This is a genomic window from Streptomyces sp. NPDC000594, from assembly GCF_040299965.1.
GTDB lineage: Bacteria > Actinomycetota > Actinomycetes > Streptomycetales > Streptomycetaceae > Streptomyces.
The window spans coordinates 185,356-206,868 of record NZ_JBEPCY010000005.1 but is presented as its reverse complement, the minus strand read 5'-3'; the positions used below and the strand labels follow the sequence as shown (position 1 = coordinate 206,868).

22 protein-coding genes are annotated in these 21,513 nt (G+C 75.1%); 9 read left to right on the top strand and 13 right to left on the bottom strand.

Annotation, left to right across the window (positions count from 1 at the left end):
- Nucleotides 1–86 precede the first annotated feature (86 nt).
- Genes pqqE through pqqA form a run of 5 tightly spaced genes read right to left on the bottom strand, consistent with a single transcriptional unit; the run spans nucleotide 87 to nucleotide 3,355 of the window.
- Entirely contained in the window at nucleotides 87–1,178 is a 1,092-nt protein-coding gene (gene pqqE / locus ABT354_RS10185; RefSeq protein WP_351491512.1) for a pyrroloquinoline quinone biosynthesis protein PqqE, read from the bottom strand.
- A complete protein-coding gene (gene pqqD / locus ABT354_RS10180; protein WP_502983377.1) occupies nucleotides 1,175–1,537 on the bottom strand; it encodes a pyrroloquinoline quinone biosynthesis peptide chaperone PqqD in 363 nt (120 codons plus the stop codon). The genes pqqE and pqqD overlap by 4 nt, the downstream gene beginning before the upstream one ends.
- Nucleotides 1,534–2,340, bottom strand: coding sequence for a pyrroloquinoline-quinone synthase PqqC (gene pqqC, locus ABT354_RS10175; RefSeq protein WP_351491510.1), 807 nt, complete (start codon nucleotides 2,338–2,340; stop codon nucleotides 1,534–1,536). Before pqqC ends, pqqD begins: the two co-directional genes overlap by 4 nt.
- Nucleotides 2,337–3,242 (bottom strand): pyrroloquinoline quinone biosynthesis protein PqqB, encoded by a 906-nt coding sequence (gene pqqB / locus ABT354_RS10170; RefSeq protein ID WP_351491507.1) that lies wholly within the window; start codon nucleotides 3,240–3,242, stop codon nucleotides 2,337–2,339. The genes pqqC and pqqB overlap by 4 nt, the downstream gene beginning before the upstream one ends.
- An 11-nt stretch (nucleotides 3,243–3,253) precedes the next feature.
- A complete protein-coding gene (pqqA, locus tag ABT354_RS10165; RefSeq protein ID WP_351491505.1) occupies nucleotides 3,254–3,355 on the bottom strand; it encodes a pyrroloquinoline quinone precursor peptide PqqA in 102 nt (33 codons plus the stop codon).
- A gap of 369 nt (nucleotides 3,356–3,724) precedes the next feature.
- Here pqqA and ABT354_RS10160 point away from each other — a divergent pair, with 369 nt between their 5' ends.
- Together ABT354_RS10160 and ABT354_RS10155 are read left to right on the top strand one after the other, a co-directional pair.
- The gene (locus tag ABT354_RS10160; RefSeq protein ID WP_351491503.1) at nucleotides 3,725–4,558 is read left to right on the top strand and encodes an aldo/keto reductase; all 834 of its coding nucleotides are present in this window, start codon (nucleotides 3,725–3,727) and stop codon (nucleotides 4,556–4,558) included.
- Between the two features lie 83 nt (nucleotides 4,559–4,641).
- Nucleotides 4,642–5,100: an RICIN domain-containing protein gene (locus ABT354_RS10155; RefSeq protein WP_351491501.1), complete on the top strand. Its 459-nt coding sequence runs from the start codon at nucleotides 4,642–4,644 to the stop codon at nucleotides 5,098–5,100.
- Nucleotides 5,101–5,188: 88 nt separating this feature from the next.
- Here the strand turns inward: ABT354_RS10155 and ABT354_RS10150 are convergent, their stop codons facing one another.
- Both ABT354_RS10150 and ABT354_RS10145 read right to left on the bottom strand, forming a co-directional pair.
- The gene (locus tag ABT354_RS10150) at nucleotides 5,189–6,160 is read right to left on the bottom strand and encodes a class I SAM-dependent methyltransferase (protein WP_351491499.1); all 972 of its coding nucleotides are present in this window, start codon (nucleotides 6,158–6,160) and stop codon (nucleotides 5,189–5,191) included.
- A 166-nt stretch (nucleotides 6,161–6,326) separates the two neighbouring features.
- A complete protein-coding gene (locus ABT354_RS10145; protein ID WP_351491497.1) occupies nucleotides 6,327–7,265 on the bottom strand; it encodes an AraC family transcriptional regulator in 939 nt (312 codons plus the stop codon).
- Nucleotides 7,266–7,345: 80 nt separating this feature from the next.
- Between ABT354_RS10145 and ABT354_RS10140 the strand changes: the two genes are divergently transcribed.
- Nucleotides 7,346–8,272 (top strand): Rossmann-fold NAD(P)-binding domain-containing protein, encoded by a 927-nt coding sequence (locus ABT354_RS10140; RefSeq protein WP_351491495.1) that lies wholly within the window; start codon nucleotides 7,346–7,348, stop codon nucleotides 8,270–8,272.
- 60 nt (nucleotides 8,273–8,332) lie between these two features.
- On the opposite strand, the gene ABT354_RS10135 is transcribed toward ABT354_RS10140, so the two are convergent.
- Complete coding sequence (locus tag ABT354_RS10135; protein ID WP_351491493.1) at nucleotides 8,333–9,922, bottom strand: ATP-dependent DNA ligase; 1,590 nt, start codon at nucleotides 9,920–9,922, stop codon at nucleotides 8,333–8,335.
- A gap of 547 nt (nucleotides 9,923–10,469) precedes the next feature.
- Between ABT354_RS10135 and ABT354_RS10130 the strand changes: the two genes are divergently transcribed.
- From ABT354_RS10130 to ABT354_RS10105, 6 genes are all read left to right on the top strand, one after another.
- The gene (locus tag ABT354_RS10130) at nucleotides 10,470–11,642 is read left to right on the top strand and encodes an MAB_1171c family putative transporter (RefSeq protein WP_351491491.1); all 1,173 of its coding nucleotides are present in this window, start codon (nucleotides 10,470–10,472) and stop codon (nucleotides 11,640–11,642) included.
- A gap of 403 nt (nucleotides 11,643–12,045) precedes the next feature.
- On the top strand, nucleotides 12,046–12,594 hold the full coding sequence (locus tag ABT354_RS10125) for a hypothetical protein (protein WP_351491488.1): 549 nt from the start codon (nucleotides 12,046–12,048) through the stop codon (nucleotides 12,592–12,594).
- A gap of 5 nt (nucleotides 12,595–12,599) precedes the next feature.
- Nucleotides 12,600–13,898 (top strand): MAB_1171c family putative transporter, encoded by a 1,299-nt coding sequence (locus tag ABT354_RS10120; RefSeq protein WP_351491486.1) that lies wholly within the window; start codon nucleotides 12,600–12,602, stop codon nucleotides 13,896–13,898.
- Nucleotides 13,895–15,322 (top strand): FAD-dependent monooxygenase, encoded by a 1,428-nt coding sequence (locus tag ABT354_RS10115; protein ID WP_351491484.1) that lies wholly within the window; start codon nucleotides 13,895–13,897, stop codon nucleotides 15,320–15,322. Before ABT354_RS10120 ends, ABT354_RS10115 begins: the two co-directional genes overlap by 4 nt.
- 115 nt (nucleotides 15,323–15,437) lie before the next feature.
- Entirely contained in the window at nucleotides 15,438–15,866 is a 429-nt protein-coding gene (locus ABT354_RS10110) for an SsgA family sporulation/cell division regulator (protein WP_351491483.1), read from the top strand.
- A 111-nt stretch (nucleotides 15,867–15,977) separates the two neighbouring features.
- A complete protein-coding gene (locus ABT354_RS10105) occupies nucleotides 15,978–16,784 on the top strand; it encodes a helix-turn-helix domain-containing protein (protein ID WP_351491481.1) in 807 nt (268 codons plus the stop codon).
- Here ABT354_RS10105 and ABT354_RS10100 read toward each other — a convergent pair.
- From ABT354_RS10100 to ABT354_RS10080, 5 genes are all read right to left on the bottom strand, one after another.
- Nucleotides 16,774–17,193: a hypothetical protein gene (locus ABT354_RS10100; protein ID WP_351491479.1), complete on the bottom strand. Its 420-nt coding sequence runs from the start codon at nucleotides 17,191–17,193 to the stop codon at nucleotides 16,774–16,776. The genes ABT354_RS10105 and ABT354_RS10100 overlap by 11 nt on opposite strands.
- A gap of 147 nt (nucleotides 17,194–17,340) precedes the next feature.
- The gene (locus ABT354_RS10095; RefSeq protein ID WP_351491476.1) at nucleotides 17,341–17,499 is read right to left on the bottom strand and encodes a hypothetical protein; all 159 of its coding nucleotides are present in this window, start codon (nucleotides 17,497–17,499) and stop codon (nucleotides 17,341–17,343) included.
- A gap of 73 nt (nucleotides 17,500–17,572) precedes the next feature.
- Nucleotides 17,573–17,923, bottom strand: a complete 351-nt coding sequence (locus tag ABT354_RS10090) for a hypothetical protein (protein ID WP_351491474.1) — start codon at nucleotides 17,921–17,923, stop codon at nucleotides 17,573–17,575.
- Between the two features lie 277 nt (nucleotides 17,924–18,200).
- Complete coding sequence (locus ABT354_RS10085; RefSeq protein WP_351491471.1) at nucleotides 18,201–19,256, bottom strand: zinc-dependent alcohol dehydrogenase family protein; 1,056 nt, start codon at nucleotides 19,254–19,256, stop codon at nucleotides 18,201–18,203.
- 80 nt (nucleotides 19,257–19,336) lie between these two features.
- Nucleotides 19,337–21,469 carry a phage holin family protein gene (locus ABT354_RS10080; RefSeq protein ID WP_351491468.1) on the bottom strand — a complete coding sequence of 711 codons (2,133 nt, stop codon included), beginning with the start codon at nucleotides 21,467–21,469 and terminating at the stop codon, nucleotides 19,337–19,339.
- Between the last annotated feature and the right edge of the window lie 44 nt (nucleotides 21,470–21,513).

The following is a 21,513-nucleotide window of genomic DNA, read 5'->3' as shown; positions in this document are numbered from 1 at the left end:
TACAGAGGGGGTGGTGGCCCTCGCGGAGGGGGCGGAGAGCGCGCTGCCCGCGAGCACCACGGCCAGCAGCAGGGTGGTCCAGCGCTTCACGGCCCCTCCTGGCGGTAGGCGTACTCCGGTACGGTCGCCGGGGCGGCCGGGGCGGAGTCCACCAGCGAGCGGACCAGCGGGTGGTCGGGCGAGCGGGAGCAGACCGGGTCGGTACGGGCGGCGTCGCCGGTCAGCGCGTACGCCTGGCAGCGGCAGCCGCCGAAGTCCCGGGTGCGCAGCTCGCAGCTGCGGCAGGGGTCGGACATCCAGGACTCGCCCCGGTAGAGGTTGAAGGCGGGCGAGTCGCGCCAGATCCACTCCAGGGAGTGCTCCCGTACGGACGGCGCTTCGAGCCCGGGGAGCGCGGCGGAGGCGGGGCAGGGGTGGACCCGGCCATCGGGGGCGACGGTGAGGGAGAGCGCGCCCCAGCCGCCCATACAGGGCTTGGCGACGGCGTCCACATAGTCCGGCACCACCCACACCAGCTCCAGCCGCCCGGCGAGCCGGGTGCGCCAGTGGTCGAGCCGGTCCCGGGCGGCGGCGATCTGCTCCCGCGAGGGCAGCAGGGCGTCCCGGTTGAGCAGGGCCCAGCCGTAGAACTGGGTGTTGGCCAGCTCGATCCGGGAGGCGCCCCAGTCGAGGGCGAGGGCGACCAGGGCGTCGAGGGCGTCGAGATTGCCCCGGTGCAGGACGACATTGAGGCCGAGCGGGAGCCCGGCGGCGGTGACCACACGGGCGGCGCGCTCCTTGGCGGCGAAGGAACGGGCCCCGGCGATGTGTTCGGAGGCGGCGGGGTCGGCGTGCTGGACGGAGAGCTGCACACTGCGGAGCCCGGCGCCGACCAGCCCGGCGAGTCTGCGCTCGCTGAGGCCGACCCCGCTGGTGACCAGCTGGGTGTGGATCGCGGCCCGGTCGGCGGCGGCGACGATCGCGGGCAGATCGCGGCGCAGCAGGGGCTCCCCACCGGAGAGATGGCTCTGCACAACGCCCAGGTCAGCGGCTTGCGCAAAGACATCGGCCCACTCGTCGGCGGTCAGTTCATCTGACCGACCGATCAGTTCGACGGGGTTGGAGCAGTAGGCGCAGCGCAGCGGGCAGCCATGGCTCAGCTCGGCCAGCAGGGCCCAGGGCGGGGCGATGGTCGTCATGTCAGCCAGCCCCTCTCCCGCATCCGGGCGAGGAAGACCGGGACCTCGGCGGCGACGGGGGCGCCGGGGTGGCGGGCGGTCAGTTCGGCGACGAGGGCGGCGGTGTCGCGGGTTCCGTCGCAGAGCCGCAGGATCGCTCCGGCGGCGCCCTTGAGGACGACGACCCGTTCGGGCAGGAGCAGCAGATCGGTGGCGCGGACCCGGTCGTACCGGAGCACGGCGGAGCGGGCGAGCACGGGCCGCCATCCGTCGCTCCCCGGGGGTGCCTGGTCCTCTGGGGTGTACGTGCTCCCGGGCGGCGCCTGGTCCTTCGGGGTGTACGGGCCGCCGTCGGCGCGGGCCCCGGCGGGGCCGGTCACGCCGCCCCCTGGGGCGCCGGGTCGGGGGCGGCGCCGGACCGGCCCCGGTCGGCGGCGTTGTCGACGGGGGCGACGGGGACGACGGGGGTGTCGACGGCGGCGACCGCGTCGAGCAGGGACCAGAGCACCTCGCACTTGAAGCGGAGCGCCGCGACCGCCGCCTCCTGCTCCTGGCGGGTGCGGGACCGGGCCAGCACCAGGGCCAGCGCCTCCTTGCTGTCCCGCCGCCCCTGCCCGATCCGGGTACGGAAGTAGGCGAGCCCGTCCGCCTCGATCCAGGGGTAGTGGCGTTCGAAGGCGTCGATCCGGGTGCGCATGATGGTCGGCGCGGCGAGTTCGGTGAGCGAGGCGGCGACGGCTTCGAGCACCGGGCGCAGCCGGCAGAAGTTGACATAGCCGTCCACGGCGAGCCGTACCCCGGGCAGGACCTCCTCGCCCGAGGTCAGCCGGGAGCGGCTGATCCCGGCGGCCTCGCCCAGCCGCAGCCAGCGCTCGATCCCGCCCTCGCCGTCGGCGACCCCGTCGTGGTCCTGGATCCGGCGCAGCCAGGAGCGGCGCAGCGCGCTGTCGTCGAACTTGGCGAGGATCAGGGCGTCCTTGACGGGGATATGGCGCTGGTAGTGGAACCGGTTGACGATCCAGCGGCGCAGTTCGGCGGGGGTGAGGGCGCCCTGGTGCATCCGTACGTTGAAGGGGTGGCGGTCGTGGTAGCGCTCGGCGGGCACGGCGCGCAGCCGTGCGGTGAACTCCTCCGGGCCCCACAGCTCACCGGTGCCCGCGTGGGGCACAGCGAGGGTGCTCACAGCTCGATCACCATTCGGTCGGCGGCGACTTCGAGTCCCCGGTCGCGCAGCAGCTTGTGCTGGGGGGCGTCCGGGTCCCCGAGGGGGTTGGTGTTGTTGAGATGGGTGTAGAGGCAGCGGGCCCGCATCCGGGCGAGCCGGTGCGCGGTGCCGTTCTCCCCTTCGATGGGGAGGTGGCCCATGCCGGTGGCGGTGCGGGGGGAGATCCCGGTGCGGATCGGTTCGTCGTCGTCCCAGAAGGTGCCGTCCACGATGACGCAGTCGGCGGCCTCGGCGGCGCGCTGGAAGGTGTCGCTCCAGCGGGCGAGGGCGGGGGCGTAGAGCAGGGTGCGCCCGCTGACGGTGTCGCGCAGGGAGAGGGCGGCGACCCAGCCGTCCTGGCCGGGCGGGTCGGGGGGCAGGTCGACGGCGTAGCGGGGGCGTTTGGCCGAAACGGGGAGGGCGGCGACCTCCACGGTCCCGCCGGGGGTGAGGGGGCGCGGCGCGGTGCCCAGTTCGCTCCAGACGATCCGGGTGTAGGGGGCGAGGGTGGTGCCGAGGCGCAGCCGTTCCAGCAGGGCGTGGCGGACCGGCCGGGTGGCGAGGACGTCAAAGCCGTCGGCCTCGCGCAGCCGGGCGATGCCGAGGGTGTGGTCGAGTTCCGCGTCGGTGAGCAGGATGCCGGCCACGGGGGTCTGCCGGGGTCCCGGCCCCGGGCGGAGTGCGGGGGTGTCCTCGATCTGGTCGCCGATGTCGGGGGTGGCGTTGACGAGAAACCAACGGCCGTCCCCGGCGCTCAGGGCGAGGGAGGCGTGTCTGCGGCGCCGATGGGGATGGGCGCGTGCCCCGGTACAGCTGGGGCACGCGCAGTTCCACTGGGGCAGCCCGCCGCCCGCCGCGGTGCCGAGCACCTGGACAAGCATGGCGGGTGGGCTCAGTCGGTGAGGTAGTAGGCGGTCACTTCGAGCGCGGTCTCCACGACCTCGAACCCGGGGGTCTCCCAGCCGGTGCTGACCTGCGTGGTTTCGGCGTTCATCGGCGCTCTCCTGCCTTCCTGGCGTGCGTGGGGGTGGGGAGTGGTGCAGGATGGTCGTGCGATGGGATCGTGCGATGACACGGGGTGGCGCACAGTGGGCGCCGGGGGTGCCGCCACTGACGTCCGTTCACAAGGGCGACCGGAGTTCAGCTATGTGTGTCATAGGGTCGCGGCTTGTGGGGAACCGGTCAATGGTACGAACAGGCGGCCGGTCCGGATCGCGCCAACTTCCCCGGCCTCGCTGGCCGGAACACCGTGCCGGTGGCGACGGTCGGCCGAGGCCGGCCCCAGCGGTTCCCGATGGCCCCAGCGGCTCCCGGCGGCTCCGGCGGCTCCGGCGGCTCCCGACGACGTAAGGATCTTCCACTCGTGACCAAGGTTCCCTCGATCACCCTCAACAACGGTGTCGCCATGCCCCAGCTGGGCTTCGGTGTGTGGCAGGTGCCCGACGACGAGGCCACGGCGACGGTGTCGACCGCGCTGGAGGCCGGCTACCGCAGTGTGGACACGGCGGCGGTGTACGAGAACGAGAAGGGCACGGGCCGCGCTCTCGCCGGATCGGGCATCCCCCGCGAGGAGTTGTTCGTCACCACGAAGGTGTGGAACACCGATCAGGGGTACGACACCACCCTGCGCGCCTTCGACGCCTCGCTGGAGCGGCTGGGCCTGGACCGGGTGGATCTCTATCTCATCCACTGGCCGATGCCGGACGCGGGCCGCTATGTCGACACCTACCGTGCGATGGAGTCCCTGCTGGCGGACGGCCGGGTCCGGGCGATCGGCGTCTCCAACTTCCTGCCGGAGCATCTGGAACGGCTGATCGGGGAGGTCGGGGTGGTTCCGGCGGTCAACCAGATCGAGCTGCATCCACAGCTCCAGCAGACCGACGCGCGCGCCTTCCACGCGCTGCACTCCATCGCCACCGAGTCCTGGTCCCCGCTGGGGCAGGGCAGAGGGCTGCTGGAGGTCCCGACGGTGGTGGCGATCGGCCGCAAGCACGGCCGGACCCCGGCCCAGGTGGTGCTGGCCTGGCATCTGGCCCTGGGTCTGGTGGTGATCCCCAAGTCGTCGACCCCGTCACGGATCCGGGAGAACCTGGATGTGTTCGGGTTCGAGCTGGACGAGGAGGACATGGCCGCCCTGGCGGCGCTGGACGAGGGGAGACGGCTGGGCCCGGACCCGGCGACCTTCACCGGCCTCTGAGTCGCCCGCCGCCTTCGCCCCTTCTTTTCTCGTACACTTGTTCGACAGCGGCAGGGTGCCGCCGGGCGAGGAGCAGCACAACAGTGAGTGGGGCGTTTCGACCGGGCCACTACCGGGTGCGCAATGTCGGCAGTGGATTGCTGCTGGAGGCGCCCGGCGCGTCCCAGGGCAGCGGCGCCGCCGTCCGGCAGGGCGCGGAGAGCGGCGCCGCCACCCAGGAGTGGCGGATCGAGCCGGTGCCGGGCGGCAGCGGGCTGTACCACATCGTCGGTGTCGCCAGCGGCAAGCGGCTCGATGTCGCCAACGCCTCCACGGAGAACGGCGCCCGGATCCAGCAGTGGCGGCCGAACAACTACGGCGCCCAGGAGTGGATCATCGAGAACCATCTGGACGACCCGGGCACCGTCTCCATCGTCAGCTTCATCAGCGGACTGCTGCTGGAGGTCGCCGACGGCAGCCGGGAGCAGGGCGCCCCGGTACGGCAGTGGGAGGACACCGACTCCCCCGGCCAGCAGTGGCGGCTCGAACCCGGCGGCGCGTGAGTCCTGCCGTCCGGACCCTGCCGGGCCCTGCCGGACCCGGGTGACCCCGGCGCCGGGGTCAGCGACGACGGGATCAGTGGCGGCGGGATCAGCGACGGCGGGCGATGTGCACCGTACGGGCGGTCAGCAGATGGAGGTCCGGCCGCAGTGCGAGACCCAGGGGGTCCGCCGGGTCCAGCAGCCGGTCCAGTACGGCGAGATCGTCCTCGGCCAGCACCCCGGCCAGGGCCTGGCGGGCCCGGGCGAAGCCGCGCGCCAGATGGTCGCGGACCGGCTCCGGGGCGGGGGCCGGGACATCCAGCAGGAAGGACCGGCTGCCGCCCGGGGTGAGCCCGGCGGCGGCCAGCAGCGCCCGCCAGTCCTCGACGGCGTCGGTGGCACCGGGCAGCGCCGCCCGCATCGACTGGAACCAGTCGGCGTGGGCCGCGTCGAGCCGGGCCTCCAGACCCGGCCGGCCCATGCCGATGTCCCGGGGCAGGGCGCGGGTGGGCAGCCCGCCCTCCACCACGGCGAGCACCCCGCCGGGCCGCAGCAGCGCGCCCAGCTCCGCGAGGGCGGCCCGCTGGTCCCCCAGATGGTGGACGACACTGCCCGCCCAGACCAGATCGGCGCCGCCCAGGGCCTCCACCGCACCGGACGGCAGCGGCAGTTCCCCGTGGTGGGCCTCGAAGCGGTCGGCGTACCCAGAACGGGCCGCGCGGTCCCGGGCCCGTTCCAGCAGCTGCGGGGTGGCGTCCACGGCGACCACCCGCGCCCGGGGGAACGCCTCGGCGAGTACGCCGGTCAGCACACCGGGCCCGCTGCCGACATCGATGATCCGGCGGACCCCGGTCGGCTCCGCGATCCCGCCGAGCCACTCGGCGGCGCGGCGGTACAGGGGGGTCTCCAGCTCGGCGCCGCGCTCCAGGAGCGGGCCCATCTCGTCCCAGTCCATGACATGGGGATCGTGGTGATGCCCGGAGTGGGCAGGGGATGCGTGGGGTGTGTGCGGTGCGTGAGGGCTCTGGTCATGCACCGGGGTGACCTGGCCGGGTACCGGGGACTGCTGCTCATCGCTCATGATCGTCATGGTGGTGGGCGGGCCCCGGGGAGCAAAATATCGTTGCCGCTTCGGCAAATCGGGCCGCCGGAGCGTGTACGGGGACACGGGCCACGGAGGCACGTGCGGCGGCACGGACCGCCGGGGCGGGTGCGGTGGCACGGATCGCGGGGGGGGGCACGGGCGGTCAGACCCGGCGCGGCCCCCGGTACTCCTGCGGGCTGACGCCCCGGACCCGCTTGAAGGCGGCGCTCAGCGCGAACGAACCGCTGTACCCCACCCGCCGGGCCACCGCGTCGACGGTCGCGTCCGTCTCCCGCAGCAGATCGGCGGCGAGGTCCAGCCGGTGCCGGGTCAGCCAGGACATCGGGGGCTCCCCCACCAGCTCGGGAAAGCGCCGGGCGAACCCCGCGCGGGAGACCCCGGCCCCGGCGGCGAGCGAGGCCACCGTCCAGGGGTGTGCGGGGGCCTCCCGCATCAGCCGCAGCGCGGGCCCCACCACCGGATCGCCCAGCGCCCGGTACCAGCCGGGGGTGTCGGCCTCGGGGCGGGCGAACCACGAGCGCAGCGCGGTGATCAGCACCAGATCCAGCATCCGGTCGAGCATGGCCCGCTGCCCCGGCTCGTCCCGGCCCATCTCCTCCCGGAGGAAGGGCATCAGCGGGCACTGCCAGGCGTCGGCCGACAGATGGACCAGCCCCGGCAGCGCGTCCAGCAGCCGCCCGCTGACCTCGCCGCGCATCGCGTAGGTGCCGATGTACACCTCGGTCGAGCCGTCGGGGTCATTGCCCCAGCGGCGTACGCCCTGCCCCATCGAGCGCATCAGCGGTGCGCCGAGCGGATCGTGGCAGGTCCCGCCCGGCCCGGCGACCACCTGCGGCACGGTGGTGGGGCTGTCGGCGACGGTGTACGGGGCCGGGCCGCGCACGATCGCCACCTCGTCCACGAGCAGCCGTACCGGGGCGCCGGAGCCGGGCACGATCCAGGCCTCGCCCGAGGTCACACAGAGCAGGGTGAGCGGGGCCTCGTCCTCGACCCGGACCGACCACGGCGGCTCCATCACCATCTGGAGCAGGAAGGCATCCCGGGCACGGGGCCCGTCCAGCAGTCCGGCGAGAGCGTCCACCCCGACAGCGTAGACGCAGACGCATGGGGATGAGCCTCCGGAGCATGGAGCGTCCACAACTCCCGGGGGAATCTGGTGACATGACAACGAACGAACACCACACGAACAGCGCGAACGGCACGCACGGCACGGACCGCGCAGACAGCACGCATGGCACGCGGAGCACCGGGGGGACGGTGCTGGTCACCTCGGCGACCGGCAAGACGGGCCGCCGGGTGGCCGCCCTGCTCACCGAGCGGGGGGTGCCGGTACGGGCGGGCTCCCGCACCCCCCGTTCCACCGATGGGGCCGAGGGGGTGGCCTTCGACTGGGCGTCCCCCGCGACCTGGCCCGGCGCGCTGCGCGGGGTGCGGGCCGCGCAGCTCTCGTACTATCCGGATCTGTCGGTCCCCGTGGCCGCCGAGGCGCTGAAGCTCTTCGGTACCACCGCCGCCGACGCCGGGGTGGAGCGGCTGGTGCTGCTCTCCGGACGGGGCGAGCCGGGCGCGGTGGCGGCGGAGGAGGCCCTGCGCTCCTCGGGGGTCGATCTGACCGTGGTGCGGGGCGCGTTCTTCGCCCAGAACTTCTCCGAGGGGCTGCTGCGGGACGCGGTGCGGTACGGGGGGATCGCCTTCCCCGCCGGGGACACCCCCGAACCCTTCGTGGACACGGACGACCTGGCCGAGATGATGGTGGTGGCGCTCACCGAGGAGGGCCACCGGGGCCGGATCTACGAGGCGACCGGCCCCCGGCTGCTCACCTTCACCCAGGCCGCCGGGGAGCTGAGCCTGGCGGCGGGGCACGCGGTGCGGTACATCCCGGTCTCCGGCGAGGAGTTCGGCCGGGTGCTGACCGGGTCCGGACTCCCCGCCGAGGATGTCGCCTGGCTCACGGAGCTCTGTGTCGGGCTGATGGACGGTCATAACGCCGCCACCACGGAGGATGTACGGGCGGTGCTGGGCCGGCCGCCCCGGGACTTCGCGGAGTTCGCCCGCCGGGCGGCGGCGTCGGGTGTCTGGCGCCCGTGATCGCGGCCACCCCCCGCCACACCGCCACCGAGCCCGCCACCGGCACCGCGCCCGGCACGGTCACCGCTCGGGGGCGGGTGGCGGGCCGGTCTCCAGGACCCGTTCCAGGGTGTCCGCGTCGGCCGCCCGCTTGTCCGGGCGGTGGCGGACCACCCGGGCGAACCGCAGCGCCACCCCCGCCGGATAGCGCGGGGAGCGCTGCACCCCGTCGTAGGCGATCTCCACCACCAGTTCGGGCCGGACCCGTACGGTGTGCCCGTCGTCGGCGACCGCGAGGTCGCCGAGGCGCCGGGTCTGCTCCCGCAGCATCGCGTCGGTGAGGCCCTTGAAGGTCTTGCCGAGCATGACGTACCCGCCGTCGGCGGCGCGCGCCCCCAGATGGAGGTTGGAGAGCAGCCCGGTACGGCGGCCATGGCCCCACTCGGCGGCGAGCACGACCAGGTCGGCCGTGTGCACCGGTTTGACCTTCAGCCAGGAGCGGCCCCGGCGGCCCGCCGCGTAGGGCGCCTCCAGCGCCTTGACGAGGACGCCCTCCTGCCCCCGGCGCAGGGCCCGGGCGAGGAACTCCTCGGCGGCGGCGAGCTGTTCCGCGTCCCCGGGGTCGGTGACGACGGTCCGGGCGACCCGCAGCCCCTCGGGCACCAGCCGGGCGAGCACCGTGTGCCGCTCCCGCGCGGGCAGGTCCACCAGGGGTTCGCCGTCCGCCGCGAGCACATCGAAGAAGACCGGTGACAGCGGCAGCGCGGCCCGGGCCGCGGCCACGTCCGAGCGGGAGCCCACCCGGGCGGCGATCTCCTGGAAGGGGACCGGCCGCCCGTCCGCGCCCACGGCGATGACCTCGCCGTCCAGGACGAAGCCGGTGCCGTCGAGGCCCAGCGCGGCCGCCACCACCTCGGGCAGCCGCGCGGTGATGTCGTCCAGGGAGCGGGTGTGCACCCGGACCGCCGGTCCGTCCCGGTGCACCTGGATCCGGATCCCGTCCAGCTTCTCCTCGACGGCGCAGGGCACCCCCAGGGTCCGTACCGCGTCGGTGACCGAGGGGGCGGTGTGCGCCAGCATCGGCTGGACGGGGGTGCCGACCGTCAGCCGGAACCCTTCGAGGGCGGCGGGTCCCCCGGCGAACAGGGCGCGGGCCACCCGGGGCAGCGAGCCGTCGACCATGACCGCCCGCCGGACGGCGTCGGCGGGGGTGTCCGCCGCGCGGGCGACGGCCTCCAGGGCGAGGGCGTCGAGCGCCCCCTGCCGGACCTCGCCGAGCAGCAGCCGGGTGAGGAAGCGCTGTTCATCGGCGGTGGCGGCGGCCAGCAGGGCGTGCAGTGCGGTACGGCGCGCCGCCCGGGACCCGGGGCCGCGCAGGTCGGCGAGCCGGGTGAGCGCGGCATCGGCCCCGGCGAGGGTGAGCCGGGGCGCGGGGGCGGGCGGCGGCGGGTCCCTCAGGGCGCTCCAGCCGATGCCGATCCGGCCCTGCGGCAGGCGTCCGGAGAGATGGGCGATGACCAGGGCGGCCTCGTCGGGGCGGGCCGCGCGGAAGACCTCGGCGAGCAGCTCGGTCTTGCGGGAGCGGGAGGAGGTCCCGGCCACGGCCCGGGAGACCGCGGCGACCCGGGCCAGGGAGAGCCCCTCGCCCGCCGCCTCGGTACCCGCGTCCATGCGCCCATGCTCCCCCGGAACCGGCCATCGCGCACCGCGCACCGCAGCTGTCCACCCCTGCCCCACCAGCCCCACCGACCCCGTCGACAGGACGGCCCGGACGCGGACCGAGCGCGGACCGGACACGGACCGGACGCGGAGCGGTGCGGCGGCGACCCCGGGCCGATGGCGTGATCTCGACGCTCGCCCCGGGCGGAGCTCTCTCCCGGTTGACTCGGTTACGCGGCTTTCGCACCCCCCTCAGGCTTTGACGGACGCCAGAGCCTGAGGCCACCCGGGGGTGTGCCGGTCCGATGAGTTGGGAGACCGTCGTCCCCGGACAGACTCGCACACAGTACGGTTACGCAGGGGGGCGGCCGACCGGATGCGCTGAGCACCGGGGACGGCCCATCGACACCGCGCCGGGCCGGCCGGTGTCACGACGGGGACGCGGCTCGGACGGGGTGGGGGCGACGGTGCGCGGTGGACTGGGTGGAGCACGTCCGCGGACGGCGGATCCGGAGGACGGACGGCAACGGATTCCGGCAGGGGTGAAGGCCGGCCGTCGATGACCGAGATCAGTATGCTCGTCCCGGCGGCACTGCTGTTCGGGGCGTTCCTCCTCAAGCTGCCCGCGCTGATCCGCCATCCGCAGGACATCCTGCTCGCCTCCGTGTGCGGGCTGCTGCTGATGGCCGGGCTGCTCTTCTCGCTGGCGGCGGTTCCGACGCTCGCCGCGATCAACCGGGTCTCCGGGATCCCCAATCTCGCCGCCCCCCTCTTCTACAGCGCGCTCACCGCCGTCAGTTGCGCCTGTCTGGTGCTGCTGACCCTGTGGCGGGACGGGGTCACCCCCCGGACCCGGCGGCTGGCCCGCCGGTGCGCCCTGGCCTATGGATCGGTCGCCGTCAGCCTGAACGTCCTGTTCGTCCTGGGCGACGCCTCGACCGAACGCCTCCGCGACTTCGACACCTACTACGCGACCACCCCGTACATCCGGGAGTTGATCGTGCTCTATCTGCTGGCGCACACGGTCGCGTCGGTGGTCACGGCGGTCTTCTGCTGGCGCTGGTCGCGCCTGGTCACCGGGGTGCCCCGGGCCGGACTGGCCCTCATCGGCTGCGGCTATCTCCTCAACCTCGGCTATGACACCGCCAAGCTCGCCGCCGTGGGCGCCCGCTGGGCCGGGCAGGACTGGGACAGGCTCGGCACCGAGCTGGCCCCGCCGCTGGCCGCCCTGGGCGCCCCCCTGATCGGCGGCGGCTTCGTGCTGCCGCTGCTCGCCCGGTACGCCGGTGACGGCCGCCGCGCCGCCCTGCGCTATCTGCGGCTCGGCCCGCTGGCCCGGCTGCTGCGCCGCAGCGCCCCGCCCGGCTCCTCCACCGTGGCGATCGGCCGCTGGGCCCCGCTGGAGCTGCGGCTGATCCGCCGGGAGGCGGCGATCCACGACGGCATCATCGGTCTGCGGCCCTACTACGACGAGGGGGTGTACGCGGACGCCCTGGCGCGCGCCCTGGCCGAGGGGCAGCCGCCGGAGCGGGCGCGGGTGATCGCGGACGCGGCGATGATCGCGGCGGCCGGGCGGGCCCGGGCGGCGGAGCCGGGGCGGACCGCGCCGGTCTGCGACGGGTCACCGCTCCAGCCCGCGAGCGGCCCGGACGATCTGGTCCGTATCTCCCGTGCGCTGCGGGGCTCCCCGCTGGTCCACGAGGTCCACCGGCGCGCCCTCTCCGACGCCTGACCCCACCCGGGCCGGGACGCCCGATCCCACCGGGGGGACCGGCGCCCCCCGTCGCCCCCGGAGCGGGGATCACGGTCCGGGGCGGTCCGGTCGGCCGTGGCGGGGGTGGCCAGCGGGATTCCGCCAAACGTCCGGGACCGCCCGGATCCCACGGGGGCGGCGCGCCCGGGGTCGGTCCACCGGCGATCGAATGTGCTGCCACCCCGCTCACCTGCGCAATCACCCTGTGGTGGGCGAGGGGCGCCCGACGCGGCGGTTGGCTGACACGCTGTGAGCCTGTCCTGAAAACTCGCAAGGTGGCCAGCACCTCGCGAAGCCGCGCCGATCGCTCTGTACGGTGTGGTGCCAGGCTGAGGCCACTGACCGACCCGGGGGAGAGTGTGCATTGGGCACCAGGAGCGCCATGCGCCGACTGCGCGACGACCTCGCGCGGGCCCTGGAACAGGCCCGGCCCCAGGACCCGCAGGAGGTGTTCGCGGCGCTCTGCGCCCATCTCGCCGAGCGGCGCGGCCGGCCGGTGGTCCTGCGGATGGTGGACTTCCCCCCGCAGACCGCCAGCGGGCTCTATCTCGACCTCGCCGACCGGGATGTCATCTGCGTCCAGGCCGGGACCCCACCGGTGCATCAGCTGATCATCTTCGGGCATGAGGTCTGGCACATGGTCGCCGGGCACGGCGGACGCCATGAGGGGCACCAGGCCGAGGCGGCCCGGCTCGCCGCCGAGGACGCCACCGCCCCGGAGCCCCCGGCCGCCGCCCGGCCGGGCGAGCGCGCCCCCGTACAGCATCTGGCCGCCCGTACCGACTTCCGGGAGACCGAGGAGAACGAGGCGGAGACCTTCGGCCTGGAACTCGGCGCCCATCTGCGCCACTGGCTGGAGAGGCCCCCCGCCGCCCCCAGCACCCCGGACGTCCGGCGCATCCAGCAACTGCTCGGGCACCACCGGATCTGAGCCCCATGCGCAACAGCGACTACTACGTCCCCGCCGTCGCCCTCTTCATCGCCCTGGTCGCCAAGGTGCCCGCGCTCCGCCGGGACCGGCGCGATCCCCTGGTGCGATCCGTGCTGTTCCTGCTGGTCACGGCGGCCCTGTGCTTTCTCTTCGCGGCCCCGCCGACCATCGTCCGGGTCAACAGCCTCTTCGGGGTGCCCAATCTCTCGGCCCCGCTGGTCTACTGCATCATGTCCGCCTTCAGCTGCGCCTGCATGGTCCTGATCGTCAACTGGCGCGGCGGCCCCCGGGAGCGGGTGCGGTGCGCCTCCCTCGCCTGGATCACCCTGTACGGCATGGTGATCGTGGCGCTGCCGGTGCTGTTCGCGCTCGGCGACACCCCCGTCGAGCGGCTGCGGGACTTCGACACGTACTACGCGACCACCCCGTACATCCGGGAGATGGTGGTCCTCTATCTGCTGGCGAACGCCGTCTCCGCCGTGGTCACCACGGTGATGTGTCTGCGCTGGGCGCGGGCGGTCGGCGGCTGGCTGCGGCTGGGGCTGCTCGTCCTGGTGGTGGGTCTGGTCCTCAATCTCGCCTTCGGCTCCGCGAAGCTGACGGCGGTGGCGGCCCGGTGGGCCGGCGCCGAGTACGACGGGCTCAGCACCACGGTGGCCCCGCCGCTGGCCGCCGTCGGCGGGCTGACGCTGACCGCCGGTTTCCTGCTGCCGCTGGTGGGGCCCCGGCTGGACGGGCTGTGGCAGTCCTGGCGCATGTACACCCGGCTGGGCACGCTCTGGCGGCAGCTGCGCCCGGGGGCCGGGGAGTGGCGCCCCCCGGTGCCCAGCATCCCCTGGTGGGCACCGGCCGAACTGCGGCTGACCGTACGGGAGACGCTGATCCACGACGAGCTGCTGCGGCTCCAGCCCTATCTGGACGACCGGGTGCGGCACCGGGCGTACGAGGCGGCGCTCGGTGTGGGCGCCAGCGAGCGGCGGGCCCGGACGGCGGGGGTCGCGGCGATGGTGGCCGCCGCCGTGGAGTCACGGCGCGCCGGGCGCGAACCGGCCGAGGAGGAGGAACACGCCCGAGCGGGTACGGAGACCCTGCGGGCGGCGCTGGGCCGGGGACGGGAGCGGCTGGTCCGCCTCTCCACCGCGCTGCACGGGCATTTCCCCCCGGAACGGCGGGGGCCGGGACGGCGGATGGCGCGGCGTACTTCCGCCGGGCGGGATCGTCGCGCAGAATCACCGGCGGCCGGGGGTCCGTCCCCGGTGGTGAGTCCCGTCCCCTCACAGAACGCGGAGACCCGTACGCGATGACCCGCCCCACCCGCACCGGTTCCGTCCCGCCCCGCCGGGCCGTCGTGATCGGCGGTGGTCTCGCGGGCATGCTCGCCGCCGCCGCCCTGGACGGCTTCGCCGACGAGATCACGGTGGTCGAGCGCGACACCCTGCCCCCGGGCCCGACGCCCCGGGTGTCGCTCCCGCAGGCCCGCCACACCCATCTGCTGTGGTCCGGCGGGGTACGGGCGTTCGAGGAGCTGCTGCCGGGGATCACCGACCGCTGGCTGGCGGCGGGGGCCCGGCGGATCCCGCTGCCGACCGGTCTGGTGACCCTCTCCGCGCAGGGCTGGATCAGACGCTGGCCGGAGATGCAGTTCATGATCGCCTGTAGTCGCGATCTGCTGGACTGGGTGGTCCGGGAGCGGGTGCTCGCCCTGCCCGCCGTCACCGTCCTCCAGGGCCGTACCGTACGGGGCCTGCTCGGCTCGGCGGACCGGGTCCGGGGGATCCGGCTGGGCGCACCGGACGGCCGGGAGTCGACCCTGACGGCCGATCTGGTGGTGGACGCGGCGGGCCGCGGCTCCCGCGCCGCCACCTGGCTGCGGGACCTCGGCCTCGACCCGGTCGAGGAGGAGCGGGTCGACTCCGGTCTGGTCTACGCGACCCGGCTCTACCGGGCACCCGCCGGGAGCGAGGACTTCCCCGTCGTCAATGTGCAGTCGGATCCGGGCCGTCCGGTACCGGGGCGCACCGCCACCATCGTCCCGATCGAGGGCGGGCGGTGGATGGTGACCCTCTCGGGCACCCGGGGCGGTGAGCCGCCCTCGGACGCGGAGTCCTTCGAGGAGTTCGCCCGGACCGCGATGCGCCACCCGGTGGTCGGGGAGCTGATCTCCCGCCGGGAACCGCTCACCGGGGTCACCCTCTCCCGCAGTACGGTCAACCGCCGCCGCTGTTACGAGCGGGCCGAGCGGTGGCCGGAGGGGTTCGTCGCGGTCGGGGACGCGGTGGCCACCTACAACCCGGTCTACGGGCAGGGCATGAGCGTGGCCGCGCAGGGGTCGACCGCACTGCGGGAGGTGCTCACCCGGACCGGGATCGGGGAGCCGGGCCTGGCCCGCCGGGCCCAGCGGGCCATCGCCCGGCCGGTCTCGGTCGCCTGGGACCTGGCCACCGGTACGGACATCCTCTATCCGGGGGCCGTGGGGCGGCAGCCGCGCCCCGGCTCCGTCCTGGCGCACCGCTATGTCGACCGGCTGGCGTACGCGGCCACCGGACGGGCCCTGCTCACCCGGGCGTACATCGATGTCATCACGCTCTCCCGGCCGGCCTCCTCCTGGCTGCACCCCGATGTCCTGGTGGGGGTGGCGCGGGGACCGGGGCGGCGTCCGCTGGACGGTCCTCCGCTGACCGGCGAGGAGCTGAGGATCGGCGGCGCGGGGGCCCGCAGCACGGTGTGATGTACGTCACACCAGCTGGGTCGCTCATCACGCAGTGAGCCGGGGGGCGGCGAGCGTCGTACCAGTCGTAGCTCACGACGACACGCAGCCTCGACCCAGCAGCGAAGGAGCGGCGATGTTCCGCACCGTCGAACAGTCGATCCCGGCCCACCTCATCAGCGGGGCACCCCTGCCCACGCCCGTGACGGTGAGTCTGCTCTACGGCGCCGATGACCCGTTCGCGGTACGTATGGTCTTCCCGCCCTCGGTCTCCCTCAGCGGTACCGAGGTGACCTGGACCTTCGCCCGCTCGCTGCTGGACGAGGGGCTGCGGACGGCGGCCGGCGGGGGCGATGTCCGCCTCCGGCCCTGCGAGGGGTCGCGGACCCTGGTCGAGCTGCGCTCCGTGGAGGGCGTGGCCCTGCTGCGGTTCGCCAGCGGACTGCTGCGGCACTTCCTCGCGGACACCTACGCCGCGGTCCCGGTGGAGCTGGAGTCCTGCGCCCTCGATCTCGACGGAGGGCTCGCGGCGCTGCTGCGCGGCGCCCGGGACGGACAGGAGTGAACGCCCCGGTCCCCGGCGGCCCCGGGCGGACCCCCGGCGGCGGGACCCCGCCTCCCCCCGGGCGCCCGGCGCCGGTCCCGCACCGGTACGAGGCCGTACTACGGTCGGATCATGACAACCACTGCCCCTGACCTGAGGATCGGCACTCTGCTGCGCGGCTGGCGGGAGCGCCGACGGGTGAGCCAGCTGGAACTGGCCCTGCGCGCCGATTCGTCCGCGCGGCACATCAGTTTTGTCGAGACCGGACGTTCCCGCCCCAGCGAGGAGATGGTGCTGCGGCTGGCGGAACATCTCGACGTACCGGTCCGGGAGCGCAACGCGCTGCTGCTGGCGGCCGGGTACGCGCCCCGGTACGCCGAGACCGCGCTGGACGACCCCTCGATGAGAGGGCTGCGGGAGGGGATCGACCGCCTGCTGCGCGGGTACGAGCCCTTCCCCGCGCTGGTCGTGGACGCCCTCTACACCGTGGTCGCCGCCAACCGGGGCATCCTGGCCCTGCTGGAGGGGGTGCCCGAGCGGCTGCTCACGCCGCCGCTGAACGCGATGCGGCTCACTCTCCACCCCGAGGGACTCGCCCCCAAGATCCGCAATCTGCGGGAGTGGCGGGGCCATCTGCTGCACCAGATGGAACGTCAGATCGCGCTGGCCCGCTCGGACGCGCTGCGGGAGCTGTACGACGAGGTCGCCGCCTACCCCGTGGTGGGGGCGGGCGGCGACACGGACCGGGAGGACCCGACCCCGTACCCCTATCTGGCGCTGCCGATGGTGGTCGAGCACCGGGGGCGGACCCTGTCGTTCCTCTCCTCGATCTCGACCTTCAACACCCCGATGGACGTGACCGTCGCGGAGCTGGCCATCGAGACCTTCATCCCGGCCGACGGGGCGACCGCCGAGGCGCTGCGGGAACTCATCGGCTGACCGCGCGCAGCGCCGAGAGCTGGAGGACGGCGAGCAGCCCGACCACCGCGCCCTGGAGCGGGGTCCAGACGGCACCGGCGGTGGAGGGGTCCAGCCACAGGAACGGGGCGAGGAAGCTGACGACCGCGTACGCCAGATTGGCGTCGATCACGGCGGTGACCAGGGCGGGGGCGGGCCGGCGGCGGGCGGCGAGAGCGCCGACGGCGGCGGCGTAGAGGACCAGGAAGGCGCCGAGCGCGAGCAGCAGGCCGCGGTCCACGCCGAGGAGCCGGGCCAGCGGGCCCGAGGCCGCCAGATAGGCCACCGCGTTGACGCCGGTGACCACGGCGTCCAGGGCCAGCAGCCGGCGGAGCGCGGTGCGGGGCTCGGTGGTGCGGGCGATTCCGGCGTACAGGGTGGTGGCGGACATGGCACGGCCTCCGTCGGTTCTGCGGGTGTCGGGTCTGCGGGATGGGAGCCGGAGCCCGGTCGGAGTGCGCCGCCCGGGTTCCGGTGTCCTCAGCCTGCCGCCCGGGGACGGGGCCGGTCGATTACCCCCGAGGTCATGGCCCCGGGCTCATGGCCCGGGGGTCGGCTCCCCGAGGGGCGGCGGGGCGGGATCGGCGGGCGGCCGGTCCCGGTCCTCGACGGGCGGGGGCTCGTCGGCGGGCCGCGCGGAACGGGCCACCTCGGCGCGGATCAGGGCGTTGAGCGCGGTGAACGGGTCGATGGGCATGGCTGACACACCTCGTACGCTGAAGAGGGCTGACGGACCGTCGGGCGCCCGGGGAACCGGGACGGGACGGCTCTCAGCAGCGCAGCACCGTACGGCGGACGGCGGCGGGCGGGGCCGGGTGCCGGTGCGGCCGGGCGGCGGCGGCCCGGCCGGGGGTCGGCCGGACCCGGGCGCGGCGCCGGTGACCGGGGGTCCGGACCGAGGTGCGCGCCCGGGCGGCGGGGGCGCCCGCGTTCTCGCTCTCCTCGGGCTGTGCGGGGGCGTCGTACGGCACGGAGGCGGGCGCGGCCGGCCGGCCCGGCCCGTCCGCCGTGGCACCCCCCGCTCCCTGGGCCGGTGCCAACAGCGCCAGCAGGACCGCCAGCGCCAGGGGGGCGCCGCGCGCCGCCAGGGCGCGTGCGACGGGGGCCGGGAGCAGACGCATGGGTGCACACCTCGGGTGTCCGGGTGGCCCGCGGGTGAGCGGACCTCCTGGACCTGTCACCTTCCCCCACCGGGGACCCGGCCGCCGCCGGGAGCGGGGGAGGTCCGCCCGCTCGGGCGACACCGGGTACGCCGAACGGCCCCGGCGGGGCGCGCGCCCGGCCGGGGCCGGGGTGGTGGCTCATCGGGCCGGGGGTGGTGGCTCGGTCCCGGTACGGGTCCCAGCGCCGGCGCGAGACCTCAGCCCAGGCGCGTCCGGTCGGCCCTGGTACGGGGGCTCAGCCCCGGTGCGGGGTGATCACCGTGACCCCGGGGGTCCCCGGCCCGTCCAGCGCGGCCAGCGCCGCCGGGGCGCCGGTGAGCGGCAGCTCACGGGTGACCAGGAGATCGGGACGGAGGGTGCCGGAGGCCACCAGGGACATCAGGGCCGGGTAGGCGTGCGCGGCCATGCCATGGCTGCCCAGGATCTCCAGCTCCAGGGCGATCACCCGGTCCATGGGCAGCGGAGCGCCCCCGGGCAGCAGCCCGACCTGCACATGGCGGCCATGGGCCCGCAGGCCGGCCACGGAGCGGGCACAGGTCCCGGGGGCGCCGAGGGCGTCGAGGGAGAGATGGGCGCCGCCGCCGGAGGCCTCCCGGACCGCCTCGGCGACCTCCGCGTCGGCGGCGGCGCCGGTCGCGGCGGAGGCGTCCAGACAGACCTCGGCGCCGAAGCGGCGGGCCAGCTCCAGGGCGCCGGGGGCGATATCGACCGCGATCACCCGGGCCCCGGCCGCCGCCGCGATCATCACGGCGGAGAGCCCGACACCGCCGCAGCCGTGCACCGCGGTCCACTCCCCCGGCCGCACCGCGCCCCGCTCCACCACGGCCCGGTAGGCGGTCGCGAAACGGCAGCCCAGGCTCGCGGCGGCGGTGGTGGTCACCCCCTCGGGCAGGGGCACGAGATTGACATCGGCATGGCGCAGGGCAACGTACCCGGCGAAGCAGCCCCAGTGGGTGAAGCCCGGCTGCTGCTGGTCCTCGCACACCTGCTGGGCACCGCGCGCGCAGGCGGGGCAGCGGCCGCAGGCGCAGACGAACGGGACGGTGACCCGCTCGCCCGGCCGTACCCGGACCACATCGGCGCCCACCGCCTCGACCACTCCGGCGAGTTCATGTCCGGGGACATGGGGCAGGGCGATGGAGGGGTCATGGCCGCGCCAGCCGTGCCAGTCGCTGCGGCAGAGGCCGGCGGCCTCGACCCGGATCACGGCGCCGTCCCGCGCCGGTGCGGGATCGGGCACCTCCCGCACACCCAGCTCTCCGCCGAACTCCTCGAACACCACCGCGCGCACGGGTCCCCCTCGCCTCGGCCGGAGCCCCACTGTAGGCGCCCCGCCCCCGCCACCACAGGGCCCCGACGGCCGGGGAGCGACTAGGGCGTGGGGGCGTCCGGGAGGCGGGCGCCCCGCACGGGCTCGGGCGCGGGGCCGGGGGCCTGGGTGCCCGGGGCAGAGGTGTCCGACGCCGGGGTGTCCGGGGCGCACTCGTGGAGCCAGCGGCGGAGCACCCGGTGGACCTCCTCCGCGCCGATGAGTTCACCACCGTCGGGCACCGCCGGGGAGAGGTCCGGGGGCGCCAGCAGAAACGGCTGCGACTGCTCCCCGCCCAGGCCGCCGTGCGAGCCGACCTGGCGTTCAAAGGCGTGCACCTCGCCCGTCCCCGGGTCGTACATCGAATTGATCATGATGTCCGCGACATGCGGGAAGGTGTCGGTGCGGCGCACCGCGTCGGCGGCGCCCGCGCCGAAGACCGCGAGCGGCGGACGGTCGTCGGTCAGCTCGGCGAGGGGCACCTCGACCCCGCCGGGGCCGAGCACCACCGAGCCGTGCCGCTCGCTGCGGACCAGCAGGAAGCCGATACCGGGGTGGTTGGCCAGCGTGGTCAGCAGCGCCGGGTGCCGGGCGTCGATCTCCTCCCGGCTGAGCCGTCCGGGCCCGTCGGGGAAGGAGACCAGCGCCAGATTGCCCGAGGCCAGCACGATCGGCTCGGCGTCGGGCCCCGACGGGGGCGGCGGCTCCCCGTCCGCCTCCCGGCGGTGCAGCGCGGCCCGCAGCGCGTTCCGGGCCGCGTCCCGGGCCTCGGCGCCGCTGTGGGTGCGCCCGGCGCGGCGCGGTACGGGCAGCCCGCACCCGGCCCGGACGAGATCCCGGATGTCGAGGCCATAGGCGCTCTCGAAGGTCTCCCCCGGCGTCTGGCCGTGGTCGGAGAGGAGCACGATCCGGTAGGGGCGGGGGGCGTGCTCGGCGATCTGGGCGATCAGCGCCAGCGAACGGTCCAGCGAGGCCAGCACCTGGGTGGCGTCCGCGCTGTGCGGCCCCGAGTGATGGGCGACCTCGTCATAGGCGACCAGATCGGCGTAGACGGCGCGGCGCCCGGCGAGCATGTCCCCGAGGACGGCGGCGACCACCACATCGCGCGAGACCACCGTGGCGAAGGCCCGGATCAGGGGGTAGAGCCCGCCCCGGGGCACCCTCGGCCCCTCGTCGCGCAGCCGGGCCCGGGTGGACTGGCGGATCTCCCGGCCGACCTCGGAGACAAAGGAGAGCGCGGTGCGCACCGCGTTGGCGGGGTCCGAGAAGTAGGCGAAGTACCCGGCGCGGGAGCGGTTGGAGCGGGCGCGCCGGGTGGAGACGGTCAGCACCAGCGCGACCTGGTCGGCCCCGCCGCTGAAGAGATTGCCCCGGCTGGCGCCGTCCCCGGTGAGCAGCCCGCCGTCGCCGGTGCGTTCGACCGCCCGGCGCTCCAGCTCCACCGCGCTGGCGGGGCGGTTGCTCACCATCAGCCGGCCGGTGTCCTTCTCGTACCAGCGGAAGGCGGGCACATCGTGGTTGCTGCCGTGCAGGATGCCGAGCTGGCTGGAGCCGGTCTGGCTGGACCAGTCGGTACGCCAGGGCACCAGCCGGTGGCCGCCGTCGAGCCAGGCGGCGACGGTCGGCATCACGCCGTCCTTCGCGGCCCGCAGCAGGACCTCGTGGCCCACCCCGTCGAGCTGGAGGAAGACCGCGCCGGGGCAGTCCTGGCCGGGGCCGCCGGGGCCCGCCCGGCGGCGGCGCCGGGTGGCGAGCCGGGAGAGCCTGCGCCGGTAGGCGTCGTCGTCGCGGACGGCGAGCGCGGTGGAGGTGGCGGAGGCGACGGCGGACATCACCGCGGCCACCACGACGGCGGTCTCGGGGGCGGCGCCGCCGCGCCCGTCGGGGATCAGCCGCAGCGCGAGCAGCAGCAGCGAGCCGTTGAGGAAGAAGACCAGCAGCCCGAGGACGAAGGCGGGCACCAGCAGCAGCGCCCGCACCACCAGGGGCCACACCAACGCGGTGAGCAGGCCGAAGACGCCCGCACCCCAGGCCGCGGTCAGTGCGGTACGGGTGAGGCTGTCCCCGTCGGGGGACTGGAGCCGGAAGTCGGGCAGGGCCGCCGCCAGGACCAGCATGGTCAGGGTGGAGACCGCCCAGACCACGGTCACCCGCAGCAGGGCACCGCCCGCCCTGCGCCATCGGCCGTCGCGCACGCCGTACTCACCTCGTCCTCGGATCAGGCGTCAAGCCTGGCATA

Coding starts and splice junctions, on each gene's coding strand:
- ABT354_RS10120 (WP_351491486.1), top strand. CDS start 12,600: ATGCGCAACAGCGACTACTACGTCCCCGCCGTCGCCCTCTTCATCGCC.
- ABT354_RS10150 (WP_351491499.1), bottom strand. CDS start 6,160: ATGAGCGATGAGCAGCAGTCCCCGGTACCCGGCCAGGTCACCCCGGTG.
- ABT354_RS10100 (WP_351491479.1), bottom strand. CDS start 17,193: ATGTCCGCCACCACCCTGTACGCCGGAATCGCCCGCACCACCGAGCCC.
- ABT354_RS10095 (WP_351491476.1), bottom strand. CDS start 17,499: ATGCCCATCGACCCGTTCACCGCGCTCAACGCCCTGATCCGCGCCGAG.
- ABT354_RS10090 (WP_351491474.1), bottom strand. CDS start 17,923: ATGCGTCTGCTCCCGGCCCCCGTCGCACGCGCCCTGGCGGCGCGCGGC.
- pqqB (WP_351491507.1), bottom strand. CDS start 3,242: ATGCTTGTCCAGGTGCTCGGCACCGCGGCGGGCGGCGGGCTGCCCCAG.
- ABT354_RS10125 (WP_351491488.1), top strand. CDS start 12,046: ATGCGCCGACTGCGCGACGACCTCGCGCGGGCCCTGGAACAGGCCCGG.
- pqqA (WP_351491505.1), bottom strand. CDS start 3,355: ATGAACGCCGAAACCACGCAGGTCAGCACCGGCTGGGAGACCCCCGGG.
- ABT354_RS10115 (WP_351491484.1), top strand. CDS start 13,895: ATGACCCGCCCCACCCGCACCGGTTCCGTCCCGCCCCGCCGGGCCGTC.
- ABT354_RS10130 (WP_351491491.1), top strand. CDS start 10,470: ATGACCGAGATCAGTATGCTCGTCCCGGCGGCACTGCTGTTCGGGGCG.
- ABT354_RS10105 (WP_351491481.1), top strand. CDS start 15,978: ATGACAACCACTGCCCCTGACCTGAGGATCGGCACTCTGCTGCGCGGC.
- ABT354_RS10135 (WP_351491493.1), bottom strand. CDS start 9,922: ATGGACGCGGGTACCGAGGCGGCGGGCGAGGGGCTCTCCCTGGCCCGG.
- pqqE (WP_351491512.1), bottom strand. CDS start 1,178: ATGACGACCATCGCCCCGCCCTGGGCCCTGCTGGCCGAGCTGAGCCAT.
- ABT354_RS10140 (WP_351491495.1), top strand. CDS start 7,346: ATGACAACGAACGAACACCACACGAACAGCGCGAACGGCACGCACGGC.
- ABT354_RS10110 (WP_351491483.1), top strand. CDS start 15,438: ATGTTCCGCACCGTCGAACAGTCGATCCCGGCCCACCTCATCAGCGGG.